Annotated in this window: 22 protein-coding genes and 2 riboswitches; of the genes, 1 reads left to right on the plus strand and 21 read right to left on the minus strand. The window is 27.5% G+C overall.

Going from position 1 to position 22,926, the window contains the following annotated elements:
* Positions 1-79 precede the first annotated feature (79 nt).
* From Tmeso_RS05390 to Tmeso_RS05485, 20 genes are all read right to left on the minus strand, one after another.
* A complete protein-coding gene (locus Tmeso_RS05390) occupies positions 80-1,441 on the minus strand; it encodes a sigma-54-dependent transcriptional regulator (protein ID WP_099188995.1) in 1,362 nt (453 codons plus the stop codon).
* A complete protein-coding gene (locus Tmeso_RS05395; RefSeq protein ID WP_099188997.1) occupies positions 1,425-3,458 on the minus strand; it encodes a transporter substrate-binding domain-containing protein in 2,034 nt (677 codons plus the stop codon). Before Tmeso_RS05395 ends, Tmeso_RS05390 begins: the two co-directional genes overlap by 17 nt.
* Before the next feature lie 137 nt (positions 3,459-3,595).
* Entirely contained in the window at positions 3,596-4,399 is an 804-nt protein-coding gene (locus tag Tmeso_RS05400) for a histidinol-phosphatase HisJ family protein (protein ID WP_099188999.1), read from the minus strand.
* Entirely contained in the window at positions 4,399-5,022 is a 624-nt protein-coding gene (gene hisIE / locus Tmeso_RS05405) for a bifunctional phosphoribosyl-AMP cyclohydrolase/phosphoribosyl-ATP diphosphatase HisIE (protein ID WP_099189001.1), read from the minus strand. Before hisIE ends, Tmeso_RS05400 begins: the two co-directional genes overlap by 1 nt.
* A gap of 11 nt (positions 5,023-5,033) precedes the next feature.
* On the minus strand, positions 5,034-5,792 hold the full coding sequence (hisF, locus tag Tmeso_RS05410) for an imidazole glycerol phosphate synthase subunit HisF (protein ID WP_099189003.1): 759 nt from the start codon (positions 5,790-5,792) through the stop codon (positions 5,034-5,036).
* Positions 5,774-6,493: a 1-(5-phosphoribosyl)-5-[(5-phosphoribosylamino)methylideneamino]imidazole-4-carboxamide isomerase gene (gene hisA / locus Tmeso_RS05415; RefSeq protein ID WP_099189005.1), complete on the minus strand. Its 720-nt coding sequence runs from the start codon at positions 6,491-6,493 to the stop codon at positions 5,774-5,776. Before hisA ends, hisF begins: the two co-directional genes overlap by 19 nt.
* Positions 6,490-7,092 carry an imidazole glycerol phosphate synthase subunit HisH gene (gene hisH, locus Tmeso_RS05420; RefSeq protein WP_099189007.1) on the minus strand — a complete coding sequence of 201 codons (603 nt, stop codon included), beginning with the start codon at positions 7,090-7,092 and terminating at the stop codon, positions 6,490-6,492. The genes hisA and hisH overlap by 4 nt, the downstream gene beginning before the upstream one ends.
* Positions 7,093-7,671 (minus strand): imidazoleglycerol-phosphate dehydratase HisB, encoded by a 579-nt coding sequence (gene hisB / locus Tmeso_RS05425; protein ID WP_099189009.1) that lies wholly within the window; start codon positions 7,669-7,671, stop codon positions 7,093-7,095.
* Positions 7,658-8,710, minus strand: a complete 1,053-nt coding sequence (gene hisC, locus Tmeso_RS05430) for a histidinol-phosphate transaminase (RefSeq protein WP_099189011.1) — start codon at positions 8,708-8,710, stop codon at positions 7,658-7,660. Before hisC ends, hisB begins: the two co-directional genes overlap by 14 nt.
* Positions 8,711-8,721: 11 nt before the next feature.
* Positions 8,722-10,002 (minus strand): histidinol dehydrogenase, encoded by a 1,281-nt coding sequence (gene hisD / locus Tmeso_RS05435; protein WP_099189013.1) that lies wholly within the window; start codon positions 10,000-10,002, stop codon positions 8,722-8,724.
* Position 10,003: 1 nt separating this feature from the next.
* Positions 10,004-10,633: an ATP phosphoribosyltransferase gene (gene hisG, locus Tmeso_RS05440; protein WP_099189015.1), complete on the minus strand. Its 630-nt coding sequence runs from the start codon at positions 10,631-10,633 to the stop codon at positions 10,004-10,006.
* Positions 10,621-11,595, minus strand: a complete 975-nt coding sequence (locus Tmeso_RS05445) for an ATP phosphoribosyltransferase regulatory subunit (RefSeq protein WP_099189017.1) — start codon at positions 11,593-11,595, stop codon at positions 10,621-10,623. The genes hisG and Tmeso_RS05445 overlap by 13 nt, the downstream gene beginning before the upstream one ends.
* 422 nt (positions 11,596-12,017) lie before the next feature.
* Positions 12,018-12,764, minus strand: coding sequence for a 4-hydroxy-tetrahydrodipicolinate reductase (gene dapB, locus Tmeso_RS05450; protein WP_099189019.1), 747 nt, complete (start codon positions 12,762-12,764; stop codon positions 12,018-12,020).
* A gap of 13 nt (positions 12,765-12,777) precedes the next feature.
* Complete coding sequence (locus Tmeso_RS05455; RefSeq protein ID WP_099189021.1) at positions 12,778-13,776, minus strand: aspartate-semialdehyde dehydrogenase; 999 nt, start codon at positions 13,774-13,776, stop codon at positions 12,778-12,780.
* A gap of 51 nt (positions 13,777-13,827) precedes the next feature.
* Positions 13,828-15,033 carry an aspartate kinase gene (locus Tmeso_RS05460; RefSeq protein WP_099189023.1) on the minus strand — a complete coding sequence of 402 codons (1,206 nt, stop codon included), beginning with the start codon at positions 15,031-15,033 and terminating at the stop codon, positions 13,828-13,830.
* A 20-nt stretch (positions 15,034-15,053) separates the two neighbouring features.
* The gene (gene lysA / locus Tmeso_RS05465; RefSeq protein ID WP_099189025.1) at positions 15,054-16,355 is read right to left on the minus strand and encodes a diaminopimelate decarboxylase; all 1,302 of its coding nucleotides are present in this window, start codon (positions 16,353-16,355) and stop codon (positions 15,054-15,056) included.
* Positions 16,356-16,498: 143 nt separating this feature from the next.
* Positions 16,499-16,664: riboswitch (Lysine riboswitch) on the minus strand.
* Positions 16,665-16,783: 119 nt separating this feature from the next.
* A riboswitch (Lysine riboswitch) is annotated at positions 16,784-16,946 on the minus strand.
* Positions 16,947-17,169: 223 nt separating this feature from the next.
* Positions 17,170-17,847 (minus strand): ABC transporter ATP-binding protein, encoded by a 678-nt coding sequence (locus Tmeso_RS05470; protein ID WP_099189027.1) that lies wholly within the window; start codon positions 17,845-17,847, stop codon positions 17,170-17,172.
* Positions 17,847-19,484, minus strand: a complete 1,638-nt coding sequence (locus tag Tmeso_RS05475) for an ABC transporter permease (protein WP_242967876.1) — start codon at positions 19,482-19,484, stop codon at positions 17,847-17,849. Before Tmeso_RS05475 ends, Tmeso_RS05470 begins: the two co-directional genes overlap by 1 nt.
* Before the next feature lie 72 nt (positions 19,485-19,556).
* Positions 19,557-20,609, minus strand: a complete 1,053-nt coding sequence (locus Tmeso_RS05480) for a Fe(3+) ABC transporter substrate-binding protein (protein WP_099189029.1) — start codon at positions 20,607-20,609, stop codon at positions 19,557-19,559.
* Between the two features lie 201 nt (positions 20,610-20,810).
* Positions 20,811-21,254 (minus strand): GNAT family N-acetyltransferase, encoded by a 444-nt coding sequence (locus Tmeso_RS05485; RefSeq protein WP_099189031.1) that lies wholly within the window; start codon positions 21,252-21,254, stop codon positions 20,811-20,813.
* Positions 21,255-21,417: 163 nt separating this feature from the next.
* On the opposite strand from Tmeso_RS05485, the gene Tmeso_RS05490 reads away from it, so the two are divergent.
* Complete coding sequence (locus Tmeso_RS05490) at positions 21,418-22,269, plus strand: patatin-like phospholipase family protein (RefSeq protein ID WP_099189033.1); 852 nt, start codon at positions 21,418-21,420, stop codon at positions 22,267-22,269.
* Between the two features lie 39 nt (positions 22,270-22,308).
* Here Tmeso_RS05490 and Tmeso_RS05495 read toward each other — a convergent pair whose 3' ends face one another.
* On the minus strand, positions 22,309-22,845 hold the full coding sequence (locus Tmeso_RS05495) for a TDE2712 family protein (RefSeq protein ID WP_099189035.1): 537 nt from the start codon (positions 22,843-22,845) through the stop codon (positions 22,309-22,311).
* Positions 22,846-22,926 lie beyond the last annotated feature (81 nt).

Genomic DNA, 22,926 nt, shown 5'->3' on the forward strand with positions numbered 1-22,926 from the left:
TCTTTCTTGACTTATCTTTCTCTTAAATATTTAATACATGGAAATAAATTTCCACGTTAGTGTGAAATTTATTTCCACATTATTTTAAATTATATTCTGTTAGTTTATTAAAAAGCTGTCTTCTACTTATATCCATAACTTTTGCAGCCTGTGAAATATTGTATTCGCATTTTTCTAAGACTTGTTCAATATATTTTTTTTCAGCCTCTTTTCTTATATCTTTTAAAGACTTTATATTTTCTTTTGTTTCAACTTCTTTTTTCTTAACTTTATACTTTGGTATATCCATTTCTCTTATAACACCATTTTCAGATAAAACAACTAATCTTTCAACTATATTTTTAAGTTCTCTAATATTTCCGGGATAATCATATGAAAGTAAAAAATCCATTACTTCCTTTTCAATTTTATTTACATACTTTTTCAATTCAACTTTTGATTTTTCTAAAAAGAAATCAATAAGAATTGGCAAATCTTCTTGTCTATCTCTTAAAGGAGGAATTTCTATAGTTATTGTACTTATCCTATAAAATAAATCCTCTCTAAATTCTCCATCTTCTATGGCTTTCTCCAAATCCTTATTAGTAGCACAAATCAACCTAAAATTAGCATCTATTGACTTATTACTTCCTAATCTCTCAATTGTTCTTTCCTCAATTGCTCTTAAAAGTTTAACCTGTGTGCTTAAAGAAGTATCTCCTAACTCATCCATAAATAAAGTACCATTGTGCGCTGCTTCAAACTTTCCTTTTCTTCTTTCTAAAGCACCCGTGAATGCACCTTTTTCATGACCAAATAATTCAGATTCTAAAAGACTAGGAGAAAGAGCATGGCAGTTAACGGGAATAAAATGTTTATCTTTTCTATCACTACAATTATGAATATATCTTGAAAATACTTCTTTTCCAACTCCTGATTCTCCTAAAATCAAAATATTGACATTACTATTTGCCGCCTTTTTTCCTATATCTAATATCTTTGTGAACTTTTTATTATTTGTTTTTAGCATAAATTTTGAATATTTTTGTTCATTTTTTAAAACCTCATTATCTTTTTCAAGAGTTTCTATTTTCTTTAGTTTTTCAATCTCAATTAGAAGTTCCTCTGGATCATGACTTTTTACAAAGTATGAAAATGCACCTTTTTTCATAGCCTCTACTGCATTTTTCACACTCCCATATCCTGTTATTATTATAACTTCTATATCAGAAATTTCTTTTTTTATTTCTTCAATAAGCTTTATCCCATCCATTCCTTTCATTATAAGATCTGTTAAGACAAGATTATAGCTTTTTTTTTCTAATATTTTTAAAGCTTCCTCCCCGCTTTGAGCATCGTCTACATAATATCCCTTACTCTCAAGTATCATCCTAATAACTTCCCTGTATTCTTCTTCATCATCTACAACAAGTATCTTAAAATGACTATTGTTTTTGTCCATTTTCTTCAACTCCCCTCAAAGGCAAAATTATTTTAAAAGTTGTCCCTTGTCCTATTTGACTAGATACCTTTATTTCTCCACCAAATTTTTTAATCTCATTGTAAGTTATAAATAACCCTAAACCAGTACCCTCACCCGCACATTTTGTTGTAAAAAAAGGATTAAATATATTTTCAATATCTTCTTTTTTTATTCCATGCCCAGTATCTGAAAATAAAATTGTAATAGAATCATCAGTTTCTAAACATGATATACTAAGAACTCCACTATTAGGCATTGCATCTATTGCATTTGATATAAGATTTATTAATATATGTTTAAGAGACTCTTCATTAAAGTAAATTTTTAGTCCATATTCACATTCTACTTTATAATTAATATTTTGTTTTTCCATTTTTTTTAAATTTAATTCAAGCATATTGTCTATAATGCTCCTCAAATCAATATTCTCAATATTATTATTAGATATTCTAGAAAAGTTTAAAAGATTATCTATTATATTACTAGCTTTTTCAACTGATTTTTCCATAACTTTTATTGATTTACCCATCTTTTCTATATCGTCATTTATATTATTTTTTAGAACATAGCAATGACTTCTTATTAATCCCAGAGGATTTCTAATTTCATGAGCAACTCCAGCTGCAAGCTGACCTACTGCAGACATCTTATTTGAATGGAGTAGCTGCCTTTCACTTATTCTAATTTTTGTAATATCCCTTATCATTACAAGAACCCTGTGTATTGAATTTGTGTCATCTACAAGATGAAATGTATTAATTTCATAAATATTTTTTTTATAATTAAACTCCATATTATAATTTTTTCCTTCTTCAAAAGTCTTTTTTATTATACAGCTTCCACATTCCATGCTCAATATTCCAGGATAATCTTTACAGTATGTTCCTATTATATTTTCTTTATTAGAATTAATATAATTACTAAAGGACTTATTAACATTTACTATTCTGCACTCATTATTAAGTACTATCATAAAATGAGATAATCCATCAAATGTAATCTCAAGATCATTTCTGCTTATATAAAGTTCTTTTGTTCTTTTATCTACTTCTTTTTTTAGTTCCTTATTCCAAGAAAAAAATAAATATGAAGCTATAAATATTATTAATATAAAAAATAAAACAATAAGTCCATATCTTTCTTTTGTAGTTTCCTTTATTATTGGGGTTGAAATTCCAAACCATTTTTGCTGTATTTTGATCATTGTATTTTTCTTTTTTAAATTGTAAATACCTTTATTCAATATTCCTAGAAGAATTTTTTCAGACTTTGGAACTGCAAGTACAGACTCTTTTTCATAAAGCGGTTTATCAAGTATTTTATAGTCGTCTTTTAAATTTAGAACTTCCATAAAATAACTTATAACAGACTCATCTCCAACCATTGCATCCACTTGTTCCTCTTTAAGTAGATTCATTCCTTCGAAATAATCTCTAGTTAAATTGTAATCTATTTTTCCCGACTTAGAAGAAAGAAATTCTATTACATAATCCCCCTCTTGTGCAGTCACTTTTTTCCCTACTAAATCTATATAATTTTTTATATTTTTTTCATTTTTAGGAACTACTATAACCGCTCTTTGGTAATATATAGGATTAGAAAGAAGATATTTTTTTGATCTTTCTTCAGATGGATACATATCACAAATATCAGTTTCACTTTTTTGAAGACTTTCAAGAGCCTTATTCCAAACAAGAGGTTCAAACTTTATCTCAGTTTCAAGTTCAATTGAAAGAGCTCTTAAATAATCAATTACAAGACCTTGATACTGCTTACTTTCTTCATCAACATATCTAAGAGGTGGAGAATTATTATCTGCACCATAAATTATTGGTCCATGCTTCTTAAGCCATTCTTTTTCTTCTTTCGTTATCTGATTTGAGTGTTTAAAATATTCATAAAGATTTATATCATATTCTATTCTCATATAGCTTTCAATAAAAAAAATTATGAGTAATATCATTACTAATGAAGCTACTATGATTTTTCTTTTCATCCGAAAGTTCCTCCGTCAAACATATTCCTATTATAATCAATAAGTACTTTTATTATATCATTAAATTATTATATTAACCTTAAATAACCTCTTTACAAAAGTTATACAACTCTTGTAAAGAGGTTTTATATGAGTTTTTAAATTTCAATAAAACTCGGTATTCTATTTTTAAATTGTGCAATTTTCTTTACTCCTATAGATTTAAGTGTTTTTATAGTTTGCTCAAAAGCTCTACATATATCTTCAACTTTATGTGCATCTGACCCTATTGTTATAACAGTTCCTCCCATTTCAATATACCTTTTTAATATATTTGTATTAGGATGAGTTGTTTTAAGATTATATCTAAAACCTGCGGTATTGACTTCAATACCTTTTCCTTTTTGAATAATCAGACCTAAAATTTCATCTATAATTTCTTTAAAATCTTCATATTTCAACTCTTTATTATCGAAATTTCCATACCTAACTATATAATCTAAGTGTCCATAAACATCATAATTATCATAAGTTTCTATACAATACTTTATACTTTCAAAATATCTCATATAACTCTGTCTTTGAGTTTTTCCGTTAAAAAAGTCACCATTATATAAGTCTAATCCTTCACATGAATGCATAGAACATATTACGAAATCAAAAGGATATGATTTTATAAATTGGTCTAACCTGTTATTCAAATGAGGTTGATATCCTATTTCTACACCCATTAAAATTTCAATTTCTTTATATTTATCTTTTAAGTATTTTATTTCTTTCATGTATTCACTATAATCAATTTCTCGGTCAAAAAGTTCATCCGGGCTATCGTAATCCACATGATCTGTAAAAATAATTTTTTTTAACCCTAATTCAACAGCTTTTATAACAATGTCTTCCATTTTAGCTTCACAATCAGGTGAATATTCCGTATGAATATGGCTATCTATTATAAATTTCATTATTCTTTTCTCTTTTCAAGTTCATTTTTTATATCTTCAATAGTAACTTCTTCATTTACCATAAGTACTAACATATGATATATCAAATCACTTATTTCATAAACTAATTCTTCCTTATTTTGATTCTTAGCACCTATTATAACTTCACTAGTCTCTTCTCCAACCTTTTTTAATATCTTATCTAATCCTTTTTCAAATAAATAATTAGTATAAGAACCTTCCTTAGGATTATTTTTTCTTTCTTTTATAAGTGAATATAAATCCTTTAAAACCTCATTTTTACTTTTTTCATTTTTTATTACTTCATTGAAAAAGCATGTATAACTTCCTGTATGACATGCTACTCCTATTTGTTCTACATAAATAAGAATAGTATCCTTATCACAGTCATAATAAAATCCCTTTAATTTCTGTATATTTCCTGATGTTTCTCCTTTTTTCCAAAGTTCTTGTCTGCTTCTACTATAATAGTAAGCTACTTTTTCGTCTAAAGTTTTTCTAATAGATTCTTCATTCATATATGCAAGCATTAAAACCTTATTAGTATTTACATCTTGTACTACTACGGGGACTAATCCTTTATTATCAAATTTCATTTCCTTTACTACATTATCAACATTCATAAATCTCACTCCTAAATTCTAATTTCTATCCTTTTATCTTTTAAATATTTCTTAAGATCTTTTATTTTAATTTCTCCAAAGTGAAATACAGAAGCTGCTAGTATTCCATCAACATTTGCGTATTCTACAGCATCATAAAAGTCCTTCATATTACCAGCTCCTCCTGATGCAATTACAGGTACATTTACTACACTAGTAATTCTTTTTAAAAGTTCAATATCATATCCATTTTTCATTCCATCTTCATCTATACTATTTACAACTATTTCTCCCGCTCCAAGTTCAACTCCTTTTATAGCCCAATTTACTGCATCTAAATCTGTTTTTTCTCTTCCACCCTTTATATATACGTTCCAAGAATTTTTTTCATTTTTCTTAACATCCATAGATAAAACAACACATTGTGCACCAAATTTCAAAGAGGCTTCTTTAATTAAATCTGGATTTTTAACAGCCGAAGAATTAATAGATACTTTATCTGCTCCTCTTCTTAATATATCTGTGAAATCATCAATTGAAGATACTCCTCCACCTACACAAAATGGAATATTTATATTCTTAGCAACCTTTGATACAAATTCTAAAGACGTTTTTCTTTCTTCATTTGATGCTGTTATATCATAAAATACAAGTTCATCAGCTCCACAATCGCTATAATATTTACCTAGAATCTCTGGACTATCTACATCTACTATATTTTCAAACTTTTTACCCTTAACTACTCTTCCACTTCTTACATCTAAGCAAGGTATTATTCTTCTTGTGAGCATTCCAAGGCCTCCTTAAGTTCTATTTTGTTATCATAAAGAGCTTTTCCTGTTATAGCTCCATATATATTCATATTCTTAAGCTTTTTTATATCATCAATTGAACTTATACCTCCAGAAGCTATTATTTCTAAAGACGTTTGTTCAGATAATAATTTATATATTTCAAAATTAGGACCTTCAAGCATCCCATCTTTAGATATATCTGTATATACTATTGTTTTCACACCTATTTCTTCAAGTTCTTTACATAAATCTATAGAATCTACATCACTTACTACTTCCCACCCTCTAAGAGCAACTTTACCATTTTTAGCATCTATAGAAACTACTATTTTTTCTTTATATTTAGAAACTAAGTTTTTAAGAAGTTCTTTATTTTCAACTGCAATAGTTCCAACTATTACCCTTTCTACTCCTATATCAATTAAACTTTTAACCTTTTCTTCACTTCTTACTCCTCCACCTACTTGTACTGGTATTCCTATATTTTTAGCTATTTTTTCTATAGATTCTTTATTAATAATTTCTTCACTTCTAGCTCCATCTAAATCCACTAAATGTAAAAATGAAGCTCCTTCATTTTCCCACTTAACTGCCATATCAAATGGCTCATTAGAATATATATTAACTTTGTCAAAATTCCCTTGAGAAAGTCTTACACATTTATTATCCTTTATATCTATTGCCGGAAAAATTATCATTTTATCATCTCCCCATATGCTTTTAGTATATTTGCACCCACTTCAGAACTTTTTTCTGGATGAAATTGAATACCATAAATATTATTTTTTCTAACTATAGAAGGAATAGTTGTTCCATAGTCTGTGTATGCTACAAGTTCTTCATTTGAAGAATTAACATAATAAGAATGTACAAAATACACATAATCATCTTCATTTATATATTTTAATATTTCATCATTTTTATTAAACTTTATATTATTCCAACCCATATGAGGAACTTTTAAATCTATATCTAATTTTTTAACATTTCCTTTTATAAAACCTAACCCTTCATATTCTCCATTCTCATAGCTTTTTTCATAAAGAAGCTGCATTCCAAGACATATACCTATTAAAAACTTTCCTTTATCTACATGCTCTTTTATTACTGGTATTAATTCCATATTTTTAAGTGAATTTATAGCATCTCTAAAGGCTCCAACTCCAGGCAAAATAATTGAGTTGGCATTATTTATTTCATCTATATTATTTGAAATTTTTGTTTCTACTCCTACCATTTTAAATGCCCTAGATATAGAGTCTAAATTTCCAAGTCCATAATCAATTATTATATTCAACTATAAAACCCCCTTTGATGATGATACTTTGTCAGAAAGTATTTGCACGCCTTCATTTAATGCTCTTGCAAATGCCTTAAATACCGCTTCTATCTTATGATGGTCATTTTCACCGTATAGAACATCGATATGAAGCGTTACTTTAGCTTCATTTATGAAAGCCTTAAAAAATTCTTTGAAATTCTGAGTATCCATACTTCCAAGCTTTTCTCTTTTAAAATCAACATCAAATACTAAATAAGGTCGATTGCTTATATCTAAAGCTATACGACATAAGCTCTCATCCATTGGAATATAAATACTTGAATATCTTTTTATTCCTTTTTTATCACCTAAAGCCTTAATAAAAGCTTCCCCTAATACTATTCCTATATCCTCTACTGTATGGTGATCATCAACATATATATCTCCACTACACTTTACTTTCAAATCAAAACTACCGTGAAAAGCCATCAAAGTAAGCATATGATCTAAAAATCCTATACCTGTATCAATATCACTTTTTCCACTTCCATCTAAATCTATTTCTACCAAAACTTCAGTTTCAAGAGTTTTTCTTTGTACTTTAGCTTTTCTCATTTGACATTATCTCCTTTAATATTTTGATAAACATTCTATTCTCATTTTTAGTTCCTACACTAACTCTGTAATAGCCTTCTAGTTCATCAGAAAATTTTCTTATTAGTATTCCATAATCTATAAGCTTTTTATATAAATCGTTTATATCTGATTTGAAAAATATAAAGTTTGCATAAGATTTATAGGCTTTTATTTTCATATCATCTAACTCTTTATGTAAAAGTTCTCTTTCTTCTTTTACTTCTTTGATGTATTCAAAAATTTTATCTTTATTTTCAAGAGCCTTTACTCCTATATATTGAGAAATAGAGTTTAGATTGTAAGGTGATTTAACCTTATTTATAAGATTTATTATCCTTTGATTAGCTATCATATATCCAAGCCTTATACCTGCAAGTCCTAATGCCTTTGATAATGTTCTTAAAACTATTAAATTTTCATAATTTAAAATTTCATCAACCATTGATCCATCTGCAAATTCCATATAAGCTTCATCTATAACTACTAATCCATTTGTATTTTCCAAAAGCTTTTTGATATCATTTTTATTTATTAAGTTTCCTGTTGGATTATTTGGATTGCATATAACTATAACTTTAGGATTTGTTTCTTTTGCTTTTTTTATTAACTTATCTATATCTACCCCAAAGTCTTCATTACTTTTAACTCCTACAAATTCTGCTGAATATATTTGACTATATACTGAGTACATACTAAATGTAGGAATGTGGCTTAAAATAATTTCACCCTTATCTACAAAAGTCTTTATCACAAGTTCTATCATCTCACTTGAACCATTTCCAACTATAATATTTGAGATATCCACATTTAAATATTTCTTTATTTCTTGTTTTAGAAGATATGAATCATTATCAGGATAAAAATTTAGGTTAAAATCTTCATCAAATTTGATTCCTTCTTTATATATGTCTTGTAATAAAATATTTTTACCTTCATTAGCATCGAGCTTTATTTTAAAATCAATCTTATTCGTCTTATATTCTTTCAGATTTTTTATATTTTCTTTTACTAATTCCATATTAATACCCCCTATTCAAATCTTACTTTTATGGAATTGGCATGTGCTGTTAATCCCTCATCCTCCGCAATTCTTATAATAGAATCTTTTGACTTCATTAAAGCTTCTTTGCTGTAATATATTAAAGAAGTTTTCTTTAAGAAATCCTCAACTCCTAAAGGTGATGCAAATTTAGAAGTTGAACTAGTAGGCAACGTATGATTTGGTCCTGCAAAATAATCTCCTAATGGTTCTGGAGAGAATTCTCCAAGAAATATTGCTCCAGCATTTTTTATTTGTTTGTATAAGTCAAAAGGATTTCTTGTAAGTATTTCTAAATGTTCTGGTGCTACTTCATTAGCTATTTTTATTGATTCATTAATAGAACTTGTTATTATTATTGCTCCATAATTTTCAAGAGATTTTTTTATTATTTCTTTTCTTTCAAGCATTTCAACTTGTATTTTCAATTCTTCGTTTACTTTTTTTGCTGTTTTCGGAGAATCTGTAACAAGTATTGATGCTGCCATTTCATCGTGCTCTGCTTGAGATATTAAATCAGCAGCTATATATTTTGGATTTGCGTATTCATCTGCAATTATTAAAATTTCACTAGGTCCTGCAATCATGTCTATTCCTACATATCCTGAAACTTTCTTTTTAGCCATGGCAACATATATATTTCCAGGCCCAACTATTTTAGATACCTTAGGTACACTTTCTGTTCCAAAAGCAAGTGCCCCTATTCCCTGAGCTCCTCCTACCTTGTATATCTTATCTACCCCAGCTATAGAAGCTGCTACAAGAATAGAGTCTTTTAACTTTCCTTCTTTATTAGGTGGAGTTATCATAACTATTTCCTTAACTCCAGCTATTTTTGCAGGTACTGCATTCATTAAAACAGTAGATGGATATGCTGCACTTCCACCAGGAACATATATACCAACGGTTTCTATAGGTCTTATAATTTGACCTAAAATTACATTTTCTCCATCATGTAGTGTATACGAGGTTTTTAATTGCTTAGTGTGGTATTTTTCAATGTTTTCCTTAGACTTTAAAAGATCATTTTTTAAATTATCATCTATATTTTCAAATGCATTATCTATTTCTTCTTGAGACACTAAAAAATCATCTATTTTTACTTTGTCAAACTTTAATGTATATTCTTTTAAAGCTTCATCTTTTCTTTTTCTTACATCAAATAAAATTTCATCAACTACTTTATTTACTTCTTCAAATTCAAATTGACTTCTATCTAAAAGTTTTTTTAAAAAACCACTATCTTTTATTGAATCTATTATTCTTATCATATTATCCCTCCATATTTTCATTTAATGATTTAATAATATTTTGAATTCTATCAAACTTAAATCTATAACTTACTCTATTAGATATTAATCTTGCACTTATATTAAACATATCTTCTATTACCTCAAGCCCATTCGCTTTTAAAGTATTTCCCGTTTCAACCAAATCAACTATTACATCAGAAAGTCCTACTAAAGGTGCTAATTCTACAGAACCATTAAGCTTTATTATTTCTATTTTTTGCTGTCTTTCTTTAAAATATTTTTTAGCTATTTCAGTATACTTAGTTGCAACCTTTAAAATATAATCTTTCTTATATATCTTTTCCCCTTTTATACCCGCTATTGAAAATTTACACTTTCCAAATCCCAAATCAAAAACTTCATATACATTTGTATCACTTTCTAAAATTGTATCCTTACCTACTATACCTAAATCCGCGACTCCTTTTTCTACATATGTAACCACATCAGATGGTTTAACATATATGAAATTAATTTTATTTTTCTCATCCTTAAAAATAAGCTTTCTAGAATCTAAATCCATACAATCTCCTAATCCTATTTTTTTAAATAAATCATTAGCTTGTTTTTCTATTCTTCCTTTCGAAAGAGCTATAGTTATATAATCCAATCTCCATCACCTTTCTTATTTATAACTTTAATTAATTCATCTATATCTATTGAAAAACCTATTGCCGAAACTTTTTTCCCAAATACTTCTGTTAAAGAATCATATCTTCCTCCACTTATAATTTCTCTATATGAATTTGTATAATAGCCTTTGAATACTATACCTTCATAATAATCCAACTCTGAAACTATAGATAAATCAAAATGTATATTTTTTAAATATACATACTCTTTAATAAATCCATTCAAAACTCTAAGCTCATCTATAGATTTTCTCATTTCATAATTCATATAAAAGTTTTGAGCTTTTCTTATAATTTCTTCTATATTTCCCTGGAAATCTAAAATATTAGATAATAAATCATATATTTCTTTTTTTACATTTAAATTTGCGACATAATCTATTAGTTCAATCTTATTTTTTTTATAAATTAGACTTTTTAATTCTTTTTCAATACTTTCTTCTAACCCAGTAATTCTTAATAATTCATCAATATACTTGCTGTTTCCAATTTCTAAAATAAAATTATTGTTATATTTTTGTAAGACATTTAAAGCTAACCCAAGTACGTCTCTATCTGCTTTTATAGAGGATTCTCCTATATATTCAACTCCCATTTGTCTAAATTCTTTAATATTTGAATCAGTTTTATTTCTGAAAATTGTAGAATTATAAAACAATTTAAGTTTCAAATCATTTTCCCATCTTGGAATCAAATTTTTTATTATGTTCATTGTGATATCGGGTCTTAAAATTAAAATATCTGAATTTCCATTCAAAACTTTAACCATAGATTCTTTTTTTATTCTTTTGTTAACAAAAATAAAAGAATCATAGTCTTCAAAAATTGAAGGTTCTATATTAATACATCCATCATTCATAAACATATCTTCTATTTCTCTTGTTATTTTATATCTCTTATTTGAATAATCTATTTCATCTTTAACTTTTAAAAATTCCATTACAACCCCTACCTTTCCTTATAAATAAAAAAGCCATATAGGTATATACCTACATGGCTTTTTAATATTGTGAAGAATTATATTAAACCATCATAGATACAAATCCTGTATTTTTTGCAAAATAACTAGGACTTGTATCTATGAACTATTTTTAGCTCATTATTACAAACCCCACAAATCTATGATGATGTCTTAAGTTTAAATTCGACTTTTCTAAAACTAAATTTTTCATATTAAGTACCCCTTTCACAAAATATACTTTATCACTTTAATTCATTAAACCGCTAAATTATTATTCATATTATAACATCTTAATAAATTTTACACAACTACTTTTTTAACTTAAAATAAAAATCTGCTTCATTCTGTAGTTCACTTATATAAAAATAACCTTAGATTGTTCAGCCTAAAGTTATTTCAAGTTATATACTTATTACATCCTTCATATTGTAATACCCATTTTCTTTATTTACAATAAATTTAGCAGCTTTTAATGAGCCTTGTGCAAATATTTCTTTTGATAAAGCTATATGATTAACTTCTACTATTTCATCTTTACCAGCAAATATTATAGAGTGGTCTCCTGCTATAGTTCCACCTCTTACAGCATGTATTCCTATTTCATTTTCTTTTCTTTTTGCATTTTTACCATATCTTCCATAATTAAATTCATTATTTAAAACCTTTTGTATTTCATTCGCTATCATTAAAGCAGTCCCACTAGGAGCATCTACTTTCTTATTATGATGTTTTTCAATTATCTCTATATCAAAATCAGCTAAAGCCTTAGCTGAAATTTCTACCAGCTTTAATATTAGATTCACTCCAATTGACATATTAGAGCTGTGGAATATAGAAACTTCTTTAGATGTTTCTTCTATCATGTTCAGCTCTTCATCACTATATCCAGTAGTAGCGATCACTAAAGCAGTTTTTGTGTTTTTAGAATAAGACAATAAATCAATTAAGCTATCCGGTCTTGAAAAATCGATAACAACATCTGCTTTTTCTTTTACATCTAATATATTCGAGTATATAGGGTAATTTATATTATCATTTTTATACTTAGATACTCCTGCAACTAATTTAAAATCCTCATCTTCCATTATTAACTTTGTCAAAACTTCTCCCATTTTTCCAAGAGAACCATTAACTATAACTTTAATCATAAAAACATCCTTTCTATACTAAATTATATTTTACTAAAAGCTCAGCTATTTGAACTGTATTAGTTGCCGCACCTTTTCTTATGTTATCCGCAACCACCCACATATTAATTCCATTATCCACACTAAAATCTCTTCTAATCCTACCTACAAATACTTCATTTTTTCCTTCAACATCTAATGCTAGAGGATATTTGTTTTCTTTTGGATTGTCTACTAATACTACACCTTCAGTATTTTTTAAAGTATTAAATATTTCTTCAAGCTCAAATTCTTTTTCAAATTCTACATTAACAGATTCACTGTGACTATATAATACAGGAACCCTTACTGTTGTAGCTGTTATTTTAAGATCATAATTATTTAATATTTTCTTAGTTTCATCTATCATCTTCATTTCTTCTTTTGTATATCCATTATCCATAAAAACGTCTATATGCGGTAGAGCATTATAGGCTATAGGATGTGGATATAGTTTGTTCTCATTTCCTTTTAAGCCTTCTTCTAAATCCATAATACCTCTAACTCCAGATCCAGAAACAGCTTGATATGTTGAATAAACTATTCTTTTAATTTTAAATTTATCATGTAATGCTTTTAAAGGTACTACAGCTTGTATTGTAGAACAGTTAGGATTTGCTATTATTCCATTATGTTTTTTAACATCTTCTGGATTAACTTCAGGAACTACTAGTGGAATATCTTTATCCATTCTCCAAGCACTACTATTATCTACTACAACTACTCCTTTTTCTTTAGCTATTGGAGCATATTTTTTACTAAGGTCTCCACCAGCAGAAAATAGAGCAATATCTATATTCTTATCAAAAGAATTTTCATTTAGTTCTTCGATTATGTAATCTTTACCTTTAAAATTAACAATATTACCGGCTGATCTTTTTGATGCCATTAAGTATAGATTTTCTATAGGAAAATCTCTTTCTTCTAAAACTTTCAAAAATGTTCTTCCTACCATTCCAGTAGCTCCAACTACAGCAACATTGACTTTCTTCATAACCCTTCACCCCTATTAAAATTTATTTTAATTATAAATAATAGTTCTATTTTATAAATCAAATCCTTTTGCTATTACATTTATTGCTTTCCCTTTGTCCCTTGGATCTATAGTGTAGGATATGCTTATCTCCGAAGTTGTAACTTGCTTAAATTCAATATCATTGTCTGCAAATATTTTAAATACCTTAGCTGCAACTCCAGATTGATTCACCATGCCTATCCCAACAACAGATATCTTAGTTATATTATCTTCCTCGGATATTTCTATGTCTTGCATTTCTTTTTTCAATTCATTTATTACCTCATGAATAATATATATATCCTCTTTAGATGTAGTAAAAGAAACATTAACATATCCATCATTAGGTGCTGTTTGACTTATCATGTCTACATTAACATTATTTTTTGATAATTTATCAAATATAGTCGCTATATTTTTACAACTATATAAAACATTATTGATAGTAATCATCAAAACATCATCAGTAGTCGTTAGACCCGTTATTACTTTTTGCTCCATATTTTCATCATACTCCTTTATATAAGTTCCTTTTATATTTCCTTTATTTAGTGCTACATAAATAGGTATATTATACTTAAATCCAATTTCAACTGCTCTTGTCTCCATTACACCAGCTCCTAAACTTGACAATTCCATCATCTCCTCATAACTTATATAGTCTAATTTTTTAGCCGTTGGATAAGCTCTAGGATCAACTCCATAAATACCTTCTACATCAGTATATATTTGGCAAGTACAATTAAGTTTTGCAGCTAAAGCAACCGCTGTAGTGTCAGATCCTCCTCTTCCCAAAGTAGTTATATCTCCATTTTCATTTATACCTTGAAATCCTGCTACAACAACTATTTTTCCTTCTTCTAAATGTTTTTTTATAATATTAATATTAATTTCTGCAACACGATTTTTAGTATGAAGTCCTTCTGTTTTTATTCCTGCTTGAAAACCAGTTAGTGATATTGAATTGTGTCCTTGTTCTTTAAATATCATTGATAATAACGAAATAGAAACTTGTTCTCCCGTAGCCATCAGCATATCTAACTCTCTTTTGCATGGATTTTGTGAAATTTCTTTAGCCATTTCAACAAGTTTATCAGTGCTTTTCCCCATAGCAGAAACTACAACTACCACATCGTTTCCTTTTTCTCTTTCATCTATTACTCTTTTTGCAATATCTTTCATACTATCTATACTTCCTACAGAAGTTCCACCGTATTTTTGAACTATTATAGCCATATCAATTGCCCCCTTTAATTTTAAAATAATATATCATTTCTAATAAGATCTTCGTATGTTTCTCTCTTAACTGCAAGTCTTGATTGACCATCTCTAACGAACACTACCGATGGCTTTAAAATTCTATTATAATTGCTAGACATACTATAATTATATGCACCAGTGCTTAAAACAGCTAACACATCATTTCTTTCAACTTTTGGTAATTCAATATCTTTTATTATAATATCTCCAGATTCACAACATTTACCTCCAACAGTATATATTCCTTCATATTCGTAATTCATTTTATTGGCAACAACCGCTTCATATTTAGCATCATATAATGCTGTTCTTGGATTATCAGTCATACCTCCATCAACAAATATATATTCTTTTCCTGAATATGTTTTTTTAGTTCCTCCTATTTTATAGAGTGTAGTTCCTGCATTAGCTACTATTGCTCTTCCTGGTTCTATCATTATCTTTGGAAGCTTTATATTATTTTTTTGTGTTACATCTTTTATTAACAGAAGCATATTATTAAGACATTTTTTTATATCAATTTGCTCATTTTCATCAGTATAGTGTACCCCGAATCCTCCACCTAAATTTAATTCTTCAGTAGCAAAATCATTCTTATCCTTCATTTCTTTTATAAATTCAAACATAACTAATACACTTGAATAAAATGACTTTTCCTCAAAAATTTGAGAACCTATATGACAATGAAACCCCTTCAATTTCACTCTATCACTCATTTGAAATTTATTTATTATAAAATGAATTTCATCACTAAATATCGATTCCCCAAACTTTGAATCATTTTTAGAAGTCTGAATATACTCATGAGTATGTGCATCTATCCCGGGATTTACCCTTAATAATACATCTATTTTTTTATCTAATTCTTCACATAAATTTTCTAATAAGTCTAATTCTTGTCTATTATCTACTATTATTCTGCCTACACCCGATTTGATAGCCATAGTTAATTCTTCTTCTGTTTTATTATTTCCGTGCATATATATTTTATTTGGAGGAAAATTTGCTTTTAATGCTGTATATAGTTCTCCTCCAGATACAACATCTAAACTTAAGCCTTCATCTTTTATGATTTTGCATATAGCTAAATTTAAAAATGCTTTAGAAGCATATATTACTTCAGTATCAATTTCTTTGACTGAAAAACTTTCATTAAATAATTTACAATTATTTCTAACTAATTCTTCATCTACCACATATAATGGGGTTCCAAATTCTTTTACTAAATTAACAGCATCACAATTACCAATTTCTAAATTACCTTTGTTATTTATATTCATTGTTCCAAATAGTTCCATTATACAGTCACCTCTTTCATATATGTTTTCACTTTTCCTAATTCTTTATAAACAAAAAGCAGTTATGAGCAAAAGGCACTCATAACTGCTTTATACAAAACAAAAATTTATTTTATACAAAAACAATAATTCCTTTTGCCCCAACATGATAAGTCCTCCTTTAGAAAATTGGGCTATTTTCTAAAGACAGTACTATGCTTATTCAACATAGTCCCAATACATAAAATCATATGTATTTCGGCGGTTGGACCTTTCCTATGCATCTCTATGCACATAGTACTAATTACAACCGCGGCCTCTATATCATATTGTTTACATTATTTTATTTTTAGATATAAAAAAACAGTTATGAGCAAAAGGCACTCATAACTGTTTTATACAAAACTAAAATACTGTTTTATAAGAAAACATCTATTCCTTTTGCCCCAACATGATAAGTCCTCCTTTAGAAAATTGGGCTATTTCCTAAAGACAGTACTATGCTTATTCAACATAGTCCCAATACATAAATCTATGTATTTCGGCGGTTGTCCCTTTCCTGTATATAATTTATATACTTTACTCTTTACAACCGCGGCCTCTATATCACATTGTTTATATTATTTTTTATAATGAGTAGGAAATTATATTCCTATTTAAATTGCAGATAAATATAATTTACGTTACGAATTTCAAAAAAATTTACATTTAAAATCTTTCCAAGAAAATTTTTTATATTTTCTGATTAATTGCTTAAAAGAATTCTAACAGATATTATACCAAGAGTCAACAATATTTTTTAATTGTTTTATTAAATCTCTAATTTATAAATTGATTATAGTATATCTTCTGGACTTCCTATTTTAACAATCTCCCCTTCTTCTAAAAGTATTACTCTGTGAGCTATATTTATTGCATCTTCTTTGTCATGTGTAACAAAGATACATGTTATTCCTGATTTATCTATTATTTTTTTTAACTCTTTTCTTATTTTACTCTTCAAATCTGCATCTAAATTACTAAATGGTTCATCCATTAAAAGAAGAGATGGTTGTGGTGCTAAAGCTCTAGCTAATGCTATTCTTTGCTGTTGCCCTCCACTTAATTCATGCGGGTACCTTTTTTCGTAACCTTCCAACTCTACTAAATTTAAGACTTCTTTTACTCTTATTTCTTTTTCTTTTGATTGCATATTTTTAAGACCAAACTTTATATTTTGACCAACTGTCATATGAGGAAATAGAGCATAATCTTGAAATACCATTCCAACACCTCTTTTTTCTGGTTGTAGAAAATAATCTTTATCAACTAGAACCCTATCATCTACTTTTATATACCCTAAACTTGGAGTTTCAAGACCAGAAATCAATCTAAGAATTGTACTTTTTCCACTTCCACTTTGTCCTAAAATAGCAATTATTTCTCCTTTCTTTATACCTACACTAAAATTATCTATATTTTTTTCTTTTGAATTCTTATAATTAAAGTCTATATTTTTAATATCAATATACATTAGACACTCTCCTTATCCCCTATTTTATAAAATAAATAAATCGAAACAAAGCTGATTATAATTATTACAAGAGACGGTATAGATGATTCTGGAATCATTTCATCATTTGCATATTCAAAAACCTTTGTAGGTAATGTATTAAAATTAAAAGGTCTTAAAATCAAAGTAAGAGATAATTCTTTTAAAACATCTACAAAAACTAATAAAAAAGCACTAAGTACGGCCGGCTTTATCATTTTTAAATCAACCTTAAAAAAAGTTTGAGTTACACTCATTCCCAACATTCTAGATGCTTCAAAAAACTTCTTACCTATTTTTTCAAAACCAGACTCTATAGAATTATATCCAACAGCTAAAAACCTTATCATATAAGCAAATATAAGCATAACAAGGCTAGTACTTAGTAACATTTTTTTCGAATCACTATCTATTATTTTGTATATCCAGTAAAAATTATTATCTATTTTTATAAAAAACATTATTACACTTATAGCTATTACAGCAGCTGGTATAGAATAGCCTATTAGTGTAGCCTTTGAGTATACTTTCGAAATAAAATTTTCATTTATTCTACAGTAATTAGCTATTACTACAGCCATTGCAACAACAAGACTTGCAGAAATTACTGCTACTGAGAATGAATTAAATATAAGCGTTAAAAATTGAATATTTAATATTTTTTTATAAGTTAATCCACTCCAATAAATTAACTGGCTCGCAGGTATTAGAAAACCAATACTAAATATAAAAAAACAATATCCAAATGCTAAATTAGATTTAAATCCTTTAAGCCTTATTCTTGATATAGGTTTTATTTTAGTAGTTGTATAGCTGAATCTCTTATTTCCCCTTAAAAATTTTTCAGATACAAGTATGATTATAACTATTAACATCAATACACCAGATAATCTAATTGCAGAATCCGTATCTCCCATACCAAACCAAGTTTTGAATATAGCTGTACTGAATGTAGGTATTCCAAAGTATTGAACAACACCATAATCATTTAAAACTTCTAACACAACAAGACTTGTTCCACCTATTATAGCTCCTCTAGAAATAGGCATTACTACCAATAAAAAAATATCTATTAAATTTCTTCCTAGAACTCTAGAATTTTCTATTAAAGCTGCTGATTGTTTTTCTAAAAAAGATCTAGTAATTATATATACATACGGAAATAACGATACTGTAAATATAAATACGGCTCCTTTTATAGACATAATATCAAAGTATTTCTGATCTATTTGCATATTAAAACTATTTCTCAAAGATGTTTGAACAATACCTGTATAATTAAGTATTCCATTATAAGTATATGCTCCTATATAAGATGGTATTGAAAGAGGTAAAATAAGCCCCCATTTAAAAAATGATCTCATAGGAAATTCATATACTGATATAATCCATGCCAAACTTACTCCTATAATAACTGTAAATAAACCCGTAAAAATAACTAAAGTCATAGAATTTAAAATATAATCCTTCAACATATATTCTTTTATATGAAACCAATTTTCATTTGGTTTTTGAAAAATACTCATAAATATATTTATATTAGGCATTATAATCAAAGCTATGAATACAAAGCTTAATAACGACCATATATTGAGATTTTGCTTTCTGCATTTAATCAAATTAGCACACTTCCTTTTCACATATTATTAAAAGCCGCATATTGTAAAAAACAATATGCGGCTTTATATTAATTACTTCCAACTAATTTCATTAAATATCTCTACTGCTCTTTTATTGTTCTCTCCTAATTTATTCAAACTTATATCCTGAGTTTTAAACTCGCCCCATGATTTTAATAATTCTGAAGGCTCTACATTAGGATTTACAGGATATTCGTAGTTTGCTTCAGCAAATACACTTTGAGCTTTCTCTTGTGATAAAAATTCAATAAATTTAACTGCATTTTCTTTATTATTAGCATCTTTAGTAACTCCAGCACCACTTATATTTATATGAGTACCAGTAGTATCTTGATTTGGGAAGAACACACTCACTTGCTCTCCTACTTTTACTTCTTCTGGATCTGATGAATTTAGTAATTTACCTAAGTAATAAGTATTCATTATAGCTATATCACCTTCACCAGCTACAACTGCTTTAGCTTGATCTCTATCATTTCCTTCTGGCTCTCTTGCCATATTATCAACTAATCCTTTTGCCCATTCTTTAGCTTTATCTTCTCCATTTATTTCAATAAAAGATGCAAGTAAAGATTGGTTATAAGTATTTGATGATGATCTTACTAATATTTTCCCCTTCCATTTAGGGTTAGTTAAATCTTCATAAGTAGATAATTCTGATGGGTTAACTCTATCTTTAGAGTATACTATAACTCTTCCTCTTTTAGTCAATCCATACCACGAATTATCTTTATCTCTTAAATTTTCTGGAACATTCTTATTTAAAACTTCACTTTCTACAGACTGTAATAAGTCTTGAGATTTAGCTCTATGTAATCTTCCAGCATCTGCTACTATAAGTACATCAGCTTCTGTATCTTCACCTTCTCTATCAAGTCTTTCAATTAATTCGTCATCTTTTCCTTCAACAACATTTACCTTTATACCTGTCTCTTCTGTAAATAATTTATAAAGTTCTTTATCTGCGTCATAATGTCTAGATGTATATACATTAACTACTTTTTCTTCATTACCCCCTGTACTCTCTTGCTTCGTAGTACAACCTACAAGCAATACTATTGAAAATGCCACAGTTAAAAAAGTTAATAATAATTTCTTTTTCATACCTTAATTCCTCCTTAGTTTATGTAATTAGTATAGATAATTATTTTTAAGCGATATTAATTATCAATTTCCCTTTCATAATGATAATAACTCATTATCATTATGATGTCAACTTCATTTCTCATGTAATGTTTTCCCAATTCAAAATAATTTTAGTTTCCTCGCAAACTAAAAACCCGCTGTATAACAGCGGGTTTATATCTACTTACTATAAAGCATCTCTATATGTTCAATCTCATCTTCTAAGTAAACATCAGATACTTCTTTAAATCCTAAACATTTATAAAAATCAACCAAATACTTTTGTGCAGATATTCGTATAGATTTCTCTTTTAGTTTTGTCTCTATATAGTCAATGGCTATTAACATCATTTCTCTAGATAAACCTTTTTTTCGTCTATCTTTTGATACTAGAACTCTTCCTACAGATACCTCATCATAAGATATTCCTCTAGGTATTATTCTTAAATAACATAATATCTCTCCATTATCTTCTAAAAACAAATGATATGACTTTTCATCTTTCCCATCGCAATCTTGGTAAGGACATTGTTGTTCCAAGACAAAAACTTCACTTCTAATTTGTAAAATTTTATATAATTCTTGTATCTTTAATTCTTCAAATTTTTTCAATACCCAATTCATAAATTATCCTCCTCAATAATGCATAAACTGTTCCCCACGTTAAATATTAGCAAACATACATTTTTTATTCAATAGAACTAAATGTTCATTTTAAAATTTATCATATTTTCTGTCAAAAAGTAAATAATATGTATATGATATATTAACAAAAGAAGGTGATATTGTGAAAAATATAGGTTTAATACTACCAGGTGGAGGAATGAGAGGTGTTTATACATCAGGTGTTATAGATTTTTTTATAGAAAAAAGAATAAGATTTCCATATACTATAGGTGTTTCAGCTGGAGCTTGTAATGGCTCTGCTTATATTTCTAATCAACATGGATTTGGAAAAATATTTTACACTAAATATTTAAACGATAAAAGATATCTAAATTTTAAGAATTTATTTGTACAAAATAAATCAATTCTAGGTATGGATTTTATATTCGATGAAATTCCAAATAATCTAGAATTGTTCGATTTCGATTCTTTTAATAAGGCTCCCGAAAAATTAATTATAACTGCTACTAATTGTGTAAACGGTAAATCTGTATATATAGATAGGCACAATTGTGATGACTTATTAAAAGCTATAAGAGCTTCTTGTAGTTTGCCTTTTGTCAGTCCTATTGTAGAATATTCAAATATGCAGCTTTTAGATGGCGGACTTTCAGATCCAATACCTATAAAAAAATCTCAAAATGATGGAAATACTAAAAATATAGTAATTCTTACTAGTGAAGATGATTCAAGTAGAAAACCTAAATATATAAAAAAACTCGCTAAAAAATTTTATTCAGACAACAATGCTCTAATACAAGCTATAGATAATTGCTACGATATATATAACGATTCATTAAAATATGTTAATGAGCAAGAAAAAGATGGTAAAGCATTTGTTATATCTCCAAGCCAATCTATAAAATTGAATACAATAGATAAAAATCATAAAAATATAAATAATTTATATAATCTAGGATATAAAGATGCTTCAAGCTCATATAGCAAGATGATTAACTACATTAAAAACTAAAATTCGCTTAATGCTAAAGGGGGACTACAAATGTAGTCCCTATTTAATTACTTCTATAAGCTTTTCCTTTATGAAATCCTTTATATCCATATCTTCTATAGTCACTTTAGTTTCATCAAATAAATCAGGCTTTACTCTAAAAAAATTAACTATAAGCTTTTCACCTTCTATTTTATATACATCATGGTTCCAAGGTACGAATACTACTTCAAGCTCCTCGTAGTCAGAATTATTATTTTCATTCAATTCATCTATTATAGAATTTAGATTCAGTATCTTAACAGGCGCTACCATCATATTAGTATAATCTAAATCCTCCATCATCCACATATTATTATTCCAAAATTTTCTAGATTTTTTGCTTTTAGTATTTAATAACTCTACATTTGATATTGCACTTAAAACAGACCTAACTGCTTCATCATTAAATTCCTCATCATATATAAGCTTCATATCATCGTACTGCGATATATCATTTATATAATTTTCGCCAACCTTCTCTTTTTCACTTGTAGCCTGCCAAAAATAGAGCATACTCTCTATAACATCTAATTTAACCTTTATCCTTTTAATCACAATAAATCCCCCTTGACTCAAATTTTCTATATATTCATTATATTATATATACTAATTTTACACTATAGATTAATGGTAAAA

This window comes from Tepidibacter mesophilus, assembly GCF_002724055.1.
Lineage (GTDB): Bacteria > Bacillota > Clostridia > Peptostreptococcales > Peptostreptococcaceae > Tepidibacter_A > Tepidibacter_A mesophilus.